General features: G+C 66.1%; 11 protein-coding genes. 5 read left to right on the top strand and 6 right to left on the bottom strand.

Translation table 11 applies throughout. From position 1 onward, the window contains the following. Nucleotides 1-65 precede the first annotated feature (65 nt). On the bottom strand, nt 66-1382 hold the full coding sequence (aceA, locus tag AC6I9V_RS06240) for an isocitrate lyase (RefSeq protein ID WP_497898735.1): 1317 nt from the start codon (nt 1380-1382) through the stop codon (nt 66-68). A 140-nt stretch (nt 1383-1522) separates the two neighbouring features. On the opposite strand from aceA, the gene AC6I9V_RS06235 reads away from it, so the two are divergent. The 4 genes from AC6I9V_RS06235 to AC6I9V_RS06220 all read left to right on the top strand — a co-directional run bounded on the left by AC6I9V_RS06235 (nt 1523) and on the right by AC6I9V_RS06220 (nt 8852). Beyond that, nucleotides 1523-3034 carry a helix-turn-helix domain-containing protein gene (locus tag AC6I9V_RS06235; protein WP_497898734.1) on the top strand — a complete coding sequence of 504 codons (1512 nt, stop codon included), beginning with the start codon at nt 1523-1525 and terminating at the stop codon, nt 3032-3034. Nucleotides 3035-3170: 136 nt separating this feature from the next. Beyond that, a complete protein-coding gene (locus AC6I9V_RS06230; RefSeq protein WP_497898733.1) occupies nt 3171-5585 on the top strand; it encodes a tetratricopeptide repeat protein in 2415 nt (804 codons plus the stop codon). A 100-nt stretch (nt 5586-5685) separates the two neighbouring features. Continuing rightward, nucleotides 5686-7434, top strand: a complete 1749-nt coding sequence (locus AC6I9V_RS06225) for a pyruvate dehydrogenase (RefSeq protein WP_497898732.1) — start codon at nt 5686-5688, stop codon at nt 7432-7434. Between the two features lie 143 nt (nt 7435-7577). Next, the gene (locus AC6I9V_RS06220; protein ID WP_497898731.1) at nt 7578-8852 is read left to right on the top strand and encodes a serpin family protein; all 1275 of its coding nucleotides are present in this window, start codon (nt 7578-7580) and stop codon (nt 8850-8852) included. Between the two features lie 110 nt (nt 8853-8962). Here the strand turns inward: AC6I9V_RS06220 and AC6I9V_RS06215 are convergent, their stop codons facing one another. Further along, a complete protein-coding gene (locus AC6I9V_RS06215; RefSeq protein WP_497898730.1) occupies nt 8963-9826 on the bottom strand; it encodes a hydroxymethylpyrimidine/phosphomethylpyrimidine kinase in 864 nt (287 codons plus the stop codon). A 142-nt stretch (nt 9827-9968) separates the two neighbouring features. Between AC6I9V_RS06215 and AC6I9V_RS06210 the strand changes: the two genes are divergently transcribed. After that, nucleotides 9969-11381 (top strand): MFS transporter, encoded by a 1413-nt coding sequence (locus AC6I9V_RS06210; protein ID WP_497898729.1) that lies wholly within the window; start codon nt 9969-9971, stop codon nt 11379-11381. Between the two features lie 69 nt (nt 11382-11450). Here the strand turns inward: AC6I9V_RS06210 and AC6I9V_RS06205 are convergent, their stop codons facing one another. The 4 genes from AC6I9V_RS06205 to AC6I9V_RS06190 form a co-directional block, all read right to left on the bottom strand. Next, the gene (locus AC6I9V_RS06205) at nt 11451-12413 is read right to left on the bottom strand and encodes a type IV toxin-antitoxin system AbiEi family antitoxin domain-containing protein (RefSeq protein ID WP_497898728.1); all 963 of its coding nucleotides are present in this window, start codon (nt 12411-12413) and stop codon (nt 11451-11453) included. Between the two features lie 183 nt (nt 12414-12596). Continuing rightward, nucleotides 12597-13346 (bottom strand): dienelactone hydrolase family protein, encoded by a 750-nt coding sequence (locus AC6I9V_RS06200; protein WP_497898727.1) that lies wholly within the window; start codon nt 13344-13346, stop codon nt 12597-12599. A gap of 70 nt (nt 13347-13416) precedes the next feature. Next, the gene (gene tgt, locus AC6I9V_RS06195) at nt 13417-14715 is read right to left on the bottom strand and encodes a tRNA guanosine(34) transglycosylase Tgt (RefSeq protein ID WP_497898726.1); all 1299 of its coding nucleotides are present in this window, start codon (nt 14713-14715) and stop codon (nt 13417-13419) included. Between the two features lie 33 nt (nt 14716-14748). After that, nucleotides 14749-15474 (bottom strand): SRPBCC family protein, encoded by a 726-nt coding sequence (locus AC6I9V_RS06190; RefSeq protein ID WP_497898725.1) that lies wholly within the window; start codon nt 15472-15474, stop codon nt 14749-14751. Nucleotides 15475-15520 lie beyond the last annotated feature (46 nt).

Genomic DNA, 15520 nt, shown 5'->3' with positions numbered 1-15520 from the left:
CCTTGGGTGCCTGCCGCCGTCGTGCCCACATGTGAGCGGAATGAACAGCTCACTTGGGGCGGGGATTAGTGGAACTGTCCCTCTTCGGTCGATCCGACCAGGGCGAGGGTGGATGCGTTCGGGTTGAGCGCGGTGGCGATGTCGTCGAAGTAGCCGGTGCCGACTTCGCGCTGGTGCTTGGTGGCGGTGTAGCCGCGGGACTCGGAGGCGAATTCCTTCTCCTGCAGTTCGACGTAGGCGCTCATGCCTTCCCGGGCGTAGCCATGGGCGAGGTCGAACATCGAGTAGTTCAGGGCGTGGAATCCGGCCAGGGTGATGAACTGGAAGGTGAAGCCCATGGCGCCGAGTTCGCGCTGGAACTTCGCGATCGTGGCGTCGTCGAGGTGCTTGCGCCAGTTGAACGACGGCGAGCAGTTGTAGGAGAGCATCTGGTCCGGGAACTCGGCCTTGACCGATTCGGCGAACTTGCGGGCCAGCTCCAGGTCCGGAGTGCCGGTCTCCATCCAGATGAGGTCGGAGTACGGGGCGTAGGCCTTGGCACGGGCGATGCAGGGTTCGATCCCGTTGCGGACCTTGTAGAAGCCCTCGGCGGTGCGCTCGCCGGTGATGAATTCCTGGTCGCGCTCGTCGACGTCGGAGGTGATCAGGGTGGCCGCCTCGGCGTCGGTGCGGGCGATGATGACCGACGGGGTGCCGGCGACGTCGGCGGCCAGGCGGGCCGCGTTCAGCGTGCGGACGTGCTGCTGGGTGGGGATCAGGACCTTACCGCCGAGGTGGCCGCACTTCTTCTCCGAGGCGAGCTGGTCTTCCCAGTGCACGCCCGAGGCGCCGGCCTGGATCATGGACTTCATCAGCTCGTAGGCGTTCAGCGGGCCGCCGAAGCCGGCCTCGGCATCGGCGACGATCGGCACCATCCAGTCCTCGACCGTCTGGATGCCCTCGGAGAACTCGATCTGGTCTGCGCGGAGCAGCGCGTTGTTGATGCGGCGGACCACGGTGGGGACCGAGTTCGCGGGGTACAGCGACTGGTCCGGGTAGGTGTGGCCGGAGTTGTTGGCGTCCGCGGCGACCTGCCAGCCGGAGAGGTAGATGGCGCGGAGGCCGGCCTTGACCTGCTGCACGGCCTGGTTGCCGGTCAGGGCGCCCAGGGCGTTGGTGTACTGGCCCTCCTTGTGCTCCTCGGTGAGCTGCTTCCACAGCTTCTCCGAGCCGCGGCGGGCCAGGGTGTGCTCCTCGGAGACCCGGCCGCGGAGGCGGACGACGTCGGAGGCTGAGTAGTCCCGGGTGACACCTTCCCAGCGCGGGTTGGCGGCCCACTCGAGCTCCAGGGCGGAAGCCTGGGCTTCGGGCGTCTGCTGGGTGGGCTCAAATGCTGCAGTCATCTTTGTCTCCTTGGTGGTCCGGGCCGGCGGGGACCGCTTCTCTGCGGGTTCCGCCGGTTGTTCCGGGGTGGTGAATCTTTCTGTGAGATCTACTTTTCTTCACTTCCAAGGGGCTTTCTAGGGGGAATGTCTGGAAAGAATTGCACTTCTTCCCGTATTCTCAAGAAATGCATCCGAGCAGCTGGAACCGCCAGGCCGTATCCCCTTCCGTCCCCGCCGAACCCGAGGTGGACGTCATCAGCATGGGCCGGAGGGTCCGGCACCTGCGCAAGGCTGCGGGGCTGACGCTCGATGACCTGAGCGCCGCCGTCGGAACAGCCCCCAGCCAGCTGAGCCTGATCGAGAACGGCAAACGCGAACCCAAGCTCGGCCTGCTCCAGCAACTGGCCGCTGCGCTGGGCGTCAGCATCGACGAACTGCTCGGCGCGGAACCGCCGAACCGCCGCGCGGCCCTGGAGATCGAGCTGGAGCGGTACCAGCGCAGCCCCCTCTACGAGTCTCTGAACCTGCCCCGGATCCGCATCAGTTCGCGGCTGCCGATGGACGTGCTGGAGTCCATGGTGGGGCTGCAGCATGAGCTCGAACGCCGACTCAATGAGCAGGTGGCCACCCCGGAGGAGGCACGCCGCGCCAACGGTGAACTGCGGGCCATGATGCGCGAGCGCAACAACTACTTCCCGGAGTATGAGGCGGAGGCGCAGAAGGTCCTGGCGTCGGTGGGCCATACGTCCGGCCCGCTGTCCCACCACGTGATTGCGGACATCGCCGGGCACCTCGGCTTCAGCCTGCACCACGTGGGCGATCTGCCGCATTCCACGCGCTCCGTGACGGACCTGAAGAACCGCCGAATTTACCTCACGCAGAACGCCCGCAGCGACCACGACCCCCGGTCGGTGCTGCTGCAGGCCCTGGGCCACTACGTCCTGGGCCACCAGACACCCACCAACTACGGCGACTTCCTGATGCAGCGCGTCGCCACGAACTACTTCGCCGCCGCGCTGCTGCTGCCCGAGCAGGCCACCGTCGACTTCCTGCAAAAGGCCAAGGCCGCCAAGGAAATCGCCGTGGAGGACATCCGCGACGCGTTCGCCGTGTCCTACGAGACCGCCGCGCACCGCTTCACCAACCTCGCCACGCAGCACCTGGACCTGCGCACCCACTTCCAGAAGACACACAAGAGCGGCATCATCTACAAGGCCTACGAGAACGACGGCGTGACGTTCCCTCAGGACCACACCGGCGCCATCGAGGGCCAGCCGTCCTGCAAGAACTGGACCTCCCGCGTGGTGTTCGACGTGCCGGACAAGTTCAGCGCCTACAACCAGTACACGGACACGCCGGCCGGGACCTACTGGTGCACGGCCCGGACCGAACGCTCCGCCAACGGGGAGTTCTCGCTCTCCGTGGGTGTGCCCTACGCCCAGGTGAAGTGGTTCCGCGGACGCGACACCACGGAGCGCTCCAAGTCCACCTGCCCGGATGAGAGCTGCTGCAAGCGCCCGCCGGCTGCCCTCGCCTCCGAGTGGGCGGGCAACGCGTGGCCCTCGGCGCGGGCGCATTCGCACCTGCTGGCCGCGATGCCGCCGGGCGCCTTCCCCGGTGTGGACGAGACCGAGGTCTATTCCTTCCTGCAGGCGCACTCCGGGAACTGACGCCGCGGCGGCGTCGCTGGGGGCAGCATGACGCGTATATTTACCTCAAGCACGAAATGCTGGTCTGGACCTTGGGGGAGAATACGCTGTGGATTCTGGTCACGAAATTAGAATGAGCCGAGGGCGTCTCTTTTCATTGATTGACGCATTTGAGCAGGATCTACGCCGCTTGGTAGAAACGTCTCTGCTTGATCACCGAGAAGAAAGCGATGTCTTCTCCGAGTTGGAGCTCGCCGGAGCGCAGTGGCGACGGAAACAGGATGATACTGAAGACACATCCATAGTGCATTATCTGGACCTAAAACCAACCTTTGATGCGCTGGCCCGGGGAAAATCTGATCTCCCCGAAGACTTGCGAGAAATCATCGGAAGTAGTTCCGCCACGGTGGCTGCGCTAGTCCCAATACGCAACCGCGTTATGCACGGTCGGCCGCTCAGCATGGATGATCCGCAGTCGGCCACGACTCTACTGGGAGGGTTCCCTCGAAAGTACTGGCCACAGTCCTGCGCGGTTCTTGAGCGGCTGAACCGAGACGCGACCTGGGAACCGTTCTTTGAGAAACGACCTGTCCCGTTCGAACGAACCCTGCATAATCTGCCCGAAGTTGACTACGATGAGACGACCTTTATCGGTCGGAAAGACGAAGCGAAGCGACTCCTGAGTGATTTACGCAGCCGACGCTATCCTGTACTGACTTTGACCGGAGAAGGCGGGATCGGTAAGACAGCCCTTGCTTTGGACGTCGCCTACCGCTTGGTGGACGGCGAGGAGAACCCTTACGAGCTCGTTTTGTGGGTTTCGCTGAAGACCGAGATGCTCACAGCGTACGGTGTGGAAGACCTTCAAGACGCCGTTAGGGGACTTGACGGAACAGTCGCCGCTTTGGGGCGGGGAATCTCGCAAGATTTTACTGGCAGCCTGGCTGAGCTGTCTGAGGCTCTTGAAGGCGTTGAATGCCTGATAATCATCGACAACCTTGAGTCCGCCAAGGGCGATGAGGTCGTTCAAATGGTGGATATCCTTCCGCCGACAGTCAACTACCTCTTTACGAGTCGGGTTGGTTTGGGACAGTTGGAGCGGCGCATTCCGCTTCCGCCTTTGAGCGACGCGGAAGCGAAACTACTTTTCCGAAAATTTTCTCATTCGCGCCGTCAGCGAAACCTCAGTGGGCTTTCGGAGGTCGCCCTTACGAATGTGGTGAGTCAATTGCGGTGGAGTCCGCTAGCGATTCGTTGGTATGTACTCTCGAGCGAGGCTGGGCGGGTCCCCCTAGATGTCTTGCGGAACCAAGACGAACTCCTGTCGTTTTGCGTTCAGAACGTTTACGCCGGCCTGGGAGAAAAATCCCGAGCAATCTTGACAGTACTTCGCGCGCTTGATCGCGGAATAGGCTTCGACGAGTTCGCTATATTGACAGACTTCAAGACTGATGATCTAAGGGCAAGTACCCAAGAACTTACGCGGGGTGCGTTGGTCGTCGTTGAAGCCGAATCGACGGGCGGCCTCGCTGGCCGCCTCGCTCTGACGCCTACGGCGCGTGCATTCCTTCCACGTCCCGACCACAACGGATCATTCATCGCGGAGGTTCTCAAACGTGAACGTGACTTCAAGGCGTCCGTTGAGAGCGGTATCCGCAAGCTCAAGTGGATCGATCAACGAGAGGTTATTCCTAGGGACGAGTCTGATCACCCTGCCATGTTCCTGCTGCGGAGTGCAGTCAAGCTTGCAGCCACAAGACAGTTCTTGAAAGCCTACGAGAAGGTTGAACGCGCCCGAAGCTTCAATCCAGAGTTCTCGGAGGTCCACAGAGTTTCGGGCTACATCCAGGAGCTTGAGGGACACTATGAGGCGGCGGTAAGTGATTACCAAGCCGCGCTAACTTACGCCACGGGAGACAATGCTGTGGCTACGACAAGTTATGCGGTGGCAGATCTCCTTTCGACCAAACTCCACACGGCTCAGATTGCGTTGCCGCATGCGAAGCGAGCCCATCAGTTAAAGCCGTGTGGCGACACGGCTTTCCTGCTAGGAAAAGTCTTAGTTTGGGTCGGTGAATATGAGGAGGGACAAGTCTGCCTGGAAGAGGCTCAGAGTTCCCTGCGGGGGCGACGCCGCCTAATGGCAGCCACCACGCTCGCTGACAGTTGGCGAAGGCGGGCGGAAGCCGAAGCCGGGGATCACCGATTTGACGAGGCCGTTCAGTACGCCGCGGCTGGCTTCCACACTGCGGGCCTGCTGTATGCAGATAATCAGGGTGATGCCAGACTTTTGGGTGTTCTCTCCGAATGCAGCATTGCGGCTTTGAGAGCGTGGAGGAAATGTGACCGCAAGCCCTCACCAGGCGACGTCAGTCTATTCGGTCGTATCTCGACGGGTGTCCTTAAGTGGGGCCGAGCACTGGACTCTCGCAAGTCCTACTACTTGAAAGAAGCCCTCGTGCAAGCCATCGAGAGGCTGGGCGGGGAGAGTGAATCCTTCTTGGAACTCGAGCGTGCCAGGCTTTTCTTGGCTGCCGAGACCCGCGCAAGCGAGCTCGCCGTCAGAGGTTAGCTGAATGGATACGTGAGCGTTTACCGACCTCTTAGGCATTCGGAGCGGACTATATTGGCCAGTGTCAGCTCATCGATCCATCTCGCGGGAGCGTGCACCCATGGCCAAGGAACTTGCCACCCAGCTTGTCGAACAACTCCAGGCTGCCGGCGTGCAGCGGATCTACGGGATCGTCGGCGACAGCCTGAACCCGATCGTCGACGCCGTCCGGAAGACCGGCGGCGCCGCGAAGGGCGGGATCGACTGGATCCACGTCCGGCACGAGGAGGCAGCCGCGTTCGCCGCCGCGGCCGAGGCTCAGTTGACCGGCAAACTCGCGGTCTGTGCCGGCTCGTGCGGGCCTGGCAACCTGCACCTGATCAACGGCCTGTACGACGCGAACCGCTCTGGCGCCCCGGTCCTGGCCATCGCCTCGCACATCCCGAGCAAGCAGATCGGCAGCAGCTTCTTCCAGGAGACCCACCCGGACCGGCTGTTCAACGAATGTTCGGTCTACTCCGAACTGATCAGCACGGCCGAGCAGGCGCCGCGGGTCATGCATAGCGCCATCCAGCACGCCGTCGCGCTTCGCGGCGTCGCCGTTGTGACCCTGCCCGGCGATATCGCCGGGCTGGAGGCGACCGCCGAAACGCCGGCGCCGGCAGCCTTCCGGCCGGCTGCGCTGGTGCCGGACCCGGCCAGTGTGCGCGAACTGGCGGACGCCATCAACGACGCCGGGAAGGTCGCCATCTTCGCCGGCGCCGGCGTCGAAGGCGCCCACGATGAGGTGATTGCGCTCGCCGAACTCCTCGCCGCGCCGATCGGGCACTCGCTGCGCGGCAAGGATTTCATGCAGTACAACAACCCCTACGACATCGGCATGACCGGGCTGCTCGGCTACGGCGCCGCGGCCGAGGGGATCGAGGATGCGGACCTGCTGATCCTGCTCGGCACGGACTTCCCCTACGACCAGTTCCTGCCCGGAACCCGGACCGCGCAGGTCGACCGGGCCGCGCAGCACCTGGGCCGGCGGACCGACGTAGACGTCGCCGTGCACGGTGACGTGCTGCCCACGCTCGCCGCGCTGATGCCGCTGCTGAAGCCGAAGAAGAGCCGCCGTTTCCTGGACGCGATGCTCAAAAAGCACGACCGGCTGATGAACAAGGCCGTCGGGGCGTACACCCGCAAGGTCGAAAAAACCCAGCCGATCCACCCCGAGTACGCGGCCTCGCTGCTGGACCAGGTGGCGGCGGAGGATGCGGTCTTCACCGCGGACACCGGCATGTGCAACGTCTGGACCGCGCGGTACATCAACCCGCTGGGCACCCGGCGGCTGATCGGCTCATACCTGCACGGCTCCATGGCCAACGCGCTGCCCCAGGCCATCGGCGCCCAGCTCGCGTACCCGGGACGCCAGGTGGTCTCGGTCTCCGGCGACGGCGGCCTCTCAATGCTGCTGGGAGAGCTGATCACCGTCGCGGCGCACCGGCTCCCGGTCAACGTGGTGGTCTTCAACAACTCCACCCTCGGGATGGTCAAGCTGGAAATGCTGGTGGACGGACTGCCGGATTTCGGGGTCGACGTGCCTGACGCCAACTACGCCGAGGTTGCCCGGGCCCTGGGGTTCCATGCCGTCCGCGTGACCGACCCGGCCCGGATCGAGGCCGCGTACCATGAGGCGTTCGCACACCCGGGGCCGTCCCTCGTGGAGCTCATCACGGACCCCAAGGCCCTCTCGATCCCGCCGAAGATCAAGGGCGCGCAGATCCTGGGCTTCGCCACGGCCATGTCCAAGGTGGTGCTGAACCGGGGCGCCGGCGAAGCCGTGAGCATGGCCCGCAGCAACCTGCGGAACATCCCGCGGCGCTGACCCGACCCAGGGCGGGCTTCGTGTCCGAATGATTCGGCGCCAAATCGTGACCCGGGTGTTGTCGCACTTCCGCGGTGCCGGTGCTTGACTGGCCGTAGGCGGGATCCCCGCCTTTCCACGCGGTTGCGGGCCTTGGGGGCGCGATGAAACAGAAGATTCCGGCGCGGATTATGGCGGCCGCGGCTGGCGTGGCGCTGGTCCTGTCGGCCTGTGCCGCCCCGCCGCCGGCGCTGCTGAAGGCCGACGGCGTCGAACGCGCTTCGGTGGACCGGTCCGCCTACCCGGCCGAGCTGGACCAGCTCCGGGCATCGGCGCGGAAACTGGGTGCCGCGCTCCTCGCGGACGGCGGGGACGCCGGCAACGGCAACGTGGTCGCGTCGCCGGGCAGCTTGCTGATTGCCCTGGCCATGCTGCGGGCGGGAGCGTCGGGGACGACGGCCGCCGAGATGGACAGCGCCCTGGGCCTGCCCGCACAACACCGTGACGAGGCCCTGAATGCGCTGCTCGGATCGCTGGAAGCCTTCGACGGCGACCCCGGCTCCGTGGACGAAAAGAACCCGCCGCGCAAGCCGCTCCTGCACAGCGCAAACGGCCTGTTCGTGGACCGGGGCGTGCCCACCGGGGAGGGCTACCTGCGTTCCCTGGCCCGTTACTACGGGACGGGCGTGTACCCGGTGGACTTTCAGGACGAGAACACCACCAAACCGGCAATCGACGCCTGGGTGAACAAGAACACCGGCGGCCGGATCAAAAAGGCGCCCGCGGAGTACAGCAAGGACAACACGCTCAGCCTGCTCAATACGGTGTACTTCGCCTCGGCCTGGAACGTCCCCTTCGACCCGGCCGATACCTCAGACCTGCCCTTCACGACGGCGGCCGGGGGGCCGGTCACCGTCCCCACCATGTCCGCGGTTCAGGAGCTCGCGTCCGCCCGGGGCGCGGGATGGCAGGCCGTGGACCTGCCCTATGCCGAGGGTTTTGTGATGCGGCTGGTGCTGCCCGATGCCGGCGCCGCCATGCCCGGCCCGCAGGCCCTCGCCGACGCCGCCGCGGCCCTCGCGACGGCGGCGCGCGCCCCGACCCAGATCTTCCTGCCACGCTGGGACCACAAGAGCAGCTTCGAGCTGCGCAAGGTCTTCGCAGCCCTGGGCCTGCGCGAAATGCTCCAGACCGTGACGGACTTCAACGCGATCCAGCCCGGACTCGAAATCACGCAGGCGGGCCAGTCCGCCAACATCACGGTGGCGGAAAAGGGTACGGTTGCCGCCGCCGTGACCCAGGTCAACGCCCGCGCCGTCAGCGGCGCGGCCTTCACGCAGGTGATCCGGTTCGACCGGCCCTTCCAGTACGAGATAGTCCACGTGGAGACCGGGCTGCCGCTCTTTACGGGCAGGGTGTCAGACCCGAGCCCATCATGAGACGCTCCCTCACGTTCTGCAGGCAAAAACCGGACGCTCCCTCAGCGCATGAGGGAGCGTGCGGGCGGGAGCTGCCGGAGGTGAGGGAGCGTCGGGGAAGGAAGGAAGGGCTAGCGCGGGCCGCCCTGCCAGAGTGCGTCGAACGGTGCGCCCGAGGCCACCCGGTTCCGGATCCCCGCGGTGACGAAGTCCTTCGCCGTGCGGGCGGCCTCCAGCGGGGTGGCGCCCTTGGCCAGCTCGGCGGTTACCGCGGCGGCCAGCGAGCAGCCTGCGCCGGACACGGCTACCTCGCCCACCTTGGGTGCGGAGAGAACTTCCAGCGTCTCGCCGTCGTAGTAAACGTCGACGGCGTCGGGTCCTTCCAGCCGCACGCCCCCCTTGGCGAGCACGGCGGCGCCGCTGAGCTCATGGATGCGGACGGCCGCGGCCTTGAGGGATTCGACGTCGGTGATCTCCAGGCCGGAAAGCGACTCTGCCTCGAAGTGGTTGGGCGTGACGAAGGTGGCCAGCGGCAGGATCTGCGCCTTGAGTGCCTGGTCGGTGTCCAGGGCGTGGCCCGGCTCCTGGCCCTTACAGATCAGCACCGGGTCCAGCACCACGTGGGCGAACTGACCGCCGGTAAGCGCGGACGCCACCGTGGAGATCGTCGCCGGGCTGCCCAGCATGCCGATCTTCACGGTGTCCAGCACGGACGGCGCGCCGGACGCGGCGCCGTACGCCGCCGTCGTCGCCTCCAGCTGGTCGGCGATGACCTGGGCGTCCACAGCGACGAAGCGGTGGTTCCAGTTGTCTTTCGGGTCGAAGGACACGATGCAGGTCAGGTTGGCGATGCCGAACACGCCGAGCTCCTGGAAGGTCTTCAGGTCCGCCTGCGCGCCGGCGCCGCCGGTGGCCTCGGAGCCGGCGATGGTCAGGGCGACGGCGGGGTGGGCGCTGGCGTCGGAGGTCACGTTGTCCACGGCGTAAGAAGTCATGAACCCATCCTGCCAGCCGCCGAAACCCGCCCGCATTGTGCTTATGACCAATATGACCAAAACCCGGGTGTTCTGGATCACGGGGACTACGGTGGCGGACGGTGTTGCTCCCTTGCGACGCCGGATCCAGGAAGGTTCATTGATGAGCACCCAACTGTCCGAAGCGGCCCAGACCCGAAAAGCCGTCGGCAACATCCTCAAAGGCTCGGCAGGCAACCTCGTCGAGTGGTATGACCTGTACGTCTACACAGTCTTCGCGGCCTACTTCCAGGCGCACTTCTTCAACTCCAAGGACGAGCTGCAGGCCGGCCTCGAGGCGATGGCGGTCTTCTCGACGTCGTTCCTGATGCGCCCGATCGGCGCCTGGTTCTTCGGCCGCTACGCCGACCGTCGCGGCCGCAAGGCGGCGCTGACGCTGAGCGTGACAATGATGTCCGCCGGCTCCTTCGCCATCGCGGTGCTCCCCACCCAGGACGTGATCGGCCTCTGGGCCATGATCCTCCTGGTCCTTATCCGCGTGATCCAGGGCTTCTCCGTGGGCGGCGAGTACGGCACCAGCGCCACCTACATGTCCGAGGCCGCCACCTCCAAGCGCCGCGGATTCTTCTCCAGCTTCCAGTACGTCACGCTCATCGGCGGCCAGATGCTGGCCCTGCTGGTCCTGGTGATCCTGCAGAACGTGATGCCGAAGGCAGACCTCGGCGAGTGGGGCTGGCGGATCCCGTTCGCGATCGGCGGCGTCGCGGCCCTCGTGGTCCTATGGCTGCGCCGCTCCATGGAAGAGACCGTCTCGGCCGAACAGCTCGAGGCCGCCAAGGCCCCCTCACAGGCCGGCGAAGCGCAGCCGGGCACCATGAAGCTCCTGTTCACCGGCTACTGGAAGCCCCTGCTGATCTGCATCGGCATCACCCTCGGCGGCACCGTGGCGTTCTACACGTACACCAACTTCATCCTGAAGTTCATGAATGACACCTCCGGCATCGCCAAGACCGACACATCGGTGATCAACTTCTGGGCACTGTTCATCTTTATGCTGCTCCAGCCGGTCTACGGCATCATCTCGGACAAGGTGGGCCGCAAGCCGCTGCTGCTCTGGTTCGGTATCACCGGTGTGCTGTTCACCTGGCCGCTGCTCTCCACCCTGGCCGGCACGAAGGACCCGCTCACGGCCTTCCTGCTGATGATGGGCGGCCTGCTGATCGTCGGCGGCTACACCTCGATCAACGCCCTCGTGAAGGCCGAACTGTTCCCGGCCTCCATCCGCGCGCTCGGCGTCGGCCTGGGCTACGCGATCGCCAACTCGCTCTTCGGCGGCACCGTCCCGCTGATCGGCGCGGCGCTGCAGAAGTCCGGCCAGGAGGAGCTGTTCTTCACCTACGTCACCGTGGCCATCGCCATCTCGCTGCTGGTCTACATCTTCGCGCTGAAGAACAAGAAGTCCACGCACCTGGACCACGAACAGGGCCACGCCTGGGAGCCAGCCGCCGCCGCGACTGCGACGGGCGACGGCCGCCGGGACGACGACAAGGACCTCGTGGACGCCTCGCGCCGGTAGGGCTCGGACGCCCCGGATCCCCGCGCCGCCGTTTCGACGGCCCCGTGCCCACTCGACGCTGCGAAGCGTCTAACCGGTAGCGGGCCGTCGAAACGGCGACGAATCAGCCCCTGCGCCGCGGTTCAACGCCCGCAGGACCCGGTACTTGAACTCCACTTCGTTGAACAAGTGCTTCCACTCGATGCGGAGGAACGACCAGCCCTGCTCGGTCAACGCCTTCTCGCGTTGCCGCTCCGCGAAGAGGACCTCTGCGGTGGGCCGGTAGTCGAAGTACTTGCTCCTGCCGTCGAACTCGAGGGCAACCCTGCACTCGGGCCAGGCAAAATCCAGCCGGTATTCCCCGTGGGGAGTCCAGACGGGGTACTGCAAGTCCGGTGGCCTAATCCCGACCCTGTGCAGCAGTTCCCGCGTCAGGCTTTCGCCGGCCGATTCGGAGCGGGGATCAGCCAGTTCGAGTGCCCGGCGCAACGCCACCACCCCGTTGCGGCCGGCAAGGGCATCACACCGGGCGCGGAGCAGGCCAAGATCCGCTCCCAGCCGGGCCGCGTGATCGATCAGGATCACCGCCTGCGGCACGGTGAACATCAGGCAGCAATCCACCACCGTGCGCTCTAGGGATGTGCAGGGGAGCCCGTCGACCAAGCAGATCTCGCGGGCGTCCAAGCGGCGGGTGTGGGCCACGACGTCACGCCCGTGCGAAATCCCCGACGGGCTGCCTTTCTGGGTGAGGTGCACACGGTCATCGACCTTCCAGAGCTGCAGTCTGTGGAGGCTGGCACCTGAGACGTGGCTGTAGACGAACCCTCCCGGCGACGTCGTCAGCGTCCCCAGCGCGTGCGCGGAAATCAGCTGCCGACGTCGGGCGGCGCCGTTCAGGCCCTGCCACCAGTCCCCGCGGGCGTAGCAGCCCCGGCGCAGCCGGACGAGCGCGCCGCCGTGGACCAGCCGTGCGATGGCCCGGGTATTGAGCCCGGCCGCCAGGAGCTGGTCCGTGCGCCAGAGATTCGGAGCTGCGGGGAGTTCAGGGAGCATGGGACCAGTGTCAACCGCCCAGCCCTGCCGCCACGGCCACCCTTCCGGTATGTGGACAACGCCGATTCGACGGTTCCGTGCCCGGTCGACGTTGCCCTACGTCGAGCCCGCACCCTCCCGTCGAAACGGGGGGATGGAGCGGCGCCCCCGAGGCATCGCGCCGCGCGCGGATGCGGCGCCTCGTCAGGCCTTGAGTGTCCCGTCGAGGAGGTTGCGGAGCTCGCGGAAGTGCCGTTCGGTGGCTTCCGGGTGGAACGCCGAAGTATCCGCCATCGAGTAGCCGTGCGGGGCGCCGTCGTAAATCGTGTTGCTGGCGGTCAGCCCGGCAGCGTCGAGCGCCGTGCCGAGCCGCGCGACGGCGTCGGCGTCCATGCTCCGGTCCTGGTCCGCATGGCCGAAGACGAAGGTGGCACGCGCGTTTCCGAGCCCCAGGTGCGGGCTGTCCGGCTCGTCGGTAGCCAGGCCGCCGCCGTGGAAGCCGCCACACGCCGCCACCTGATCCGGGTGGGCGTTGGCGGTGCGGACGGCGAGGCGTGCACCCATGCAGTAACCGGTGACGCCGATGGGGCCGTCCGCGACGCCGTCGAGCTCGCGGAGATCACGCAGCCAGGCGTCGATGTCCGGGACGGCCTTGTCGCTCGTGAGTCGCCCGACCCGGGGGAACGCCGCGGCGCCGGCGGCCTCGCGGTCCTCCGGGGTAGTCATGTCCCCGGCCGGGGCCAGTTCCGTTGCCGTCCCCTCGCGGTAGAAGACGTTGGGGGCCAGGACGACGTAGCCCCAGTCCGCGATGCGCTGGGCCATCTCCTGGATACGCGGGCGCAGGCCGAAGGCATCCATGTAGAGGATGACGCCCGGGAAGGGGCCCTCGCCGGTCGAAGGACGGGCCACGAGGGCCTCGGCTGGGCCGTCAGCAGCAGGAATCTCGATAAACATCCGGTCAGGATAGCCGACGCAGCTAGGAGCCCCTCCCAGGGTTCGCGCCCGGTTGAGCCCCGACAGAAGCCTAGGAGTAGTACCGGCCCAGGGTCTCGGCCTTGAACTCGAAGAAGGTGCCGTCCTCGATGGCGCGGCGCGCGTCGTCGACCATTTTCACCACAAAGCGCTCGTTGTGGATCGAGATCAGGGTGGCCGAGACCATTTCCTTGGCCTTAAACAGGTGGTGGATGTAGGCCCGGGAGTAGTTCAGGCAGGCGTAGCAGTCGCAGCCCTCCTGCAGTGGGCCGAAGTCGCGCTTGTACACGGCCCCGGAGAGGTTGTACCGGCCGGTCGGGTGGTAAAACGCCGAGTTGCGGGCCACCCGGGTGGGGGAGACGCAGTCGAAGGTGTCCGCGCCGTTCTCGATCGCGGTGAAGATGTCGTCCGGCTCGGAGATGCCCAGCAGGTGCCGCGGTTTGTTCTCCGGCAATTCCTCGTTGCACCAGCGCACGATCGTGCCCAGGTTCTCCTTCTCCAGCGCCCCGCCGATGCCGAAGCCGTCGAAGTTCATGGCGCCAAGATCCCGGCAGGCCTTGCGGCGCAGGTCCTCGTACTGGGCGCCCTGGATGACGCCGAACAGGGCCTGGTATGGCTTCCCCACGCGCTCCTCCGTGAGCCGGAAGTGCTCGGTGATGCAACGCTCGGCCCAGCGGCGGGTGCGTTCCAGGGACTCCTCCTGGTAGCCGCGGGAGTTCTGCAGCGTGGTCAGCTCGTCGAACGCGAACATGATGTCCGCGCCGATCTGGTGCTGGACGTCCATCGAGATTTCGGGGCTGAACCGGTGCCGGTCGCCGTTGAGGTGGCTCTTGAACCACACGCCTCCCTCGTCCACGTGGGCCAGGCGTTCCTTGCCGGGGGCGACGGCGTCGTCCGGCCCCGAAGTGTCCACCGATTTCATGTCGATGACCTTCTTGAACCCGGAGCCCAGGCTCATCACCTGGAACCCGCCGGAGTCCGTGAACGTCGGGCCGCGCCAGTTCATGAAGGCGCCCAGCCCGCCGGCCTCGTCCAGGACGTCGGCGCCGGGCTGCAGGTACAGGTGGTACGCATTGGCCAGCACGGCCTGCGCGCCGAGCTCGGCGACGGACTCCGGCAGCACGGACTTGACGGTGGCCTTGGTGCCGACGGCGATGAACGCCGGGGTCTGGATCTCGCCGTGCGGGGTGGTGATGGTGCCGGTGCGGCCCAAGAATTCCCCGCCGTTTTCGGCAACATGGGAGCCCGACGGCGCGCACGTTTCGCTCAGGCGCTTGCCCACCCGGAAGGAGAACTCGGCCTGCAGGGCAGGGGCAGGGGGTACGGACGCAAAGTCAGGATTCGCTGGCACCGTTCAAGTGTGCCAGCTAACACCGCGGAAGCCTTAGTGCAGCGGGTCCGATGTGGGGTAGTTCTCAGCCCGCCAGTCATCCCAGCGGCCGCGGATGGTCTCGAGCTTGTGCGCGCCCAGATCGTAGGTCGAGACGATGGCCAGCGAGCCGCCGTCGGGCCGGACGTCGGGGATGACCGGCTGGTCCGCCACAATCACCAGTCCGTCGCCGTGCTCGGCGTAGCTGTGCACCGTCAGGCCCACCTGGTGGTTGCTGCGGAACCAGACCTTGCCCGAAATTTCCTCGCCCGTCGCCAGGGTGAGCGCATACGGCTCGCCGGGTTTGGGGACGTCGGACAGGCCCAGCTTGTCGATCGCGGAGCCCCCGGTGCCGGGGACCGAGAAGAAGAACGTCCGCCGTTTGCCGTGCGGGTGGTGCTCCAGGGCGAACCGCAGCTGGTGCAGGAACGTCAGCCAGCCCTGGGTGATGTCCTCGTCCCAGGCCGCCCACTCCGAGTCATGGTCGATGGCCGCGCGCGTCACGCTGACTTCCGTGCCGGTAGGGACCGGTTTCAGGGTAAAGATGTCGCCGCCGTCGACGACGAGGGAGGTATGGTCCGCACTCTCGACCACGTTGGGGCCGAAGTAGATCGCGTTGATCTCGGCGGCCTGGTCCTCGGCCTCCCAGCCGTGCCACTGGGCCACCTTCGCGGGTTCGCGCAACATCGTCCAGACCTGCGGCGCGTCGGAGTTGATCACCACGCTGAGATTGTTCGTCATGGGGTGAATCTACAACGCGCGACGGCGGCGGGGTAGGGCCAAACGG

The sequence above is a fragment of the Arthrobacter sp. SlRoot2-15 genome (assembly GCF_059739345.1).
The sequence above is the reverse complement of the archived record's forward strand: the minus strand, read 5'-3'. Positions and strand labels throughout refer to the sequence as shown.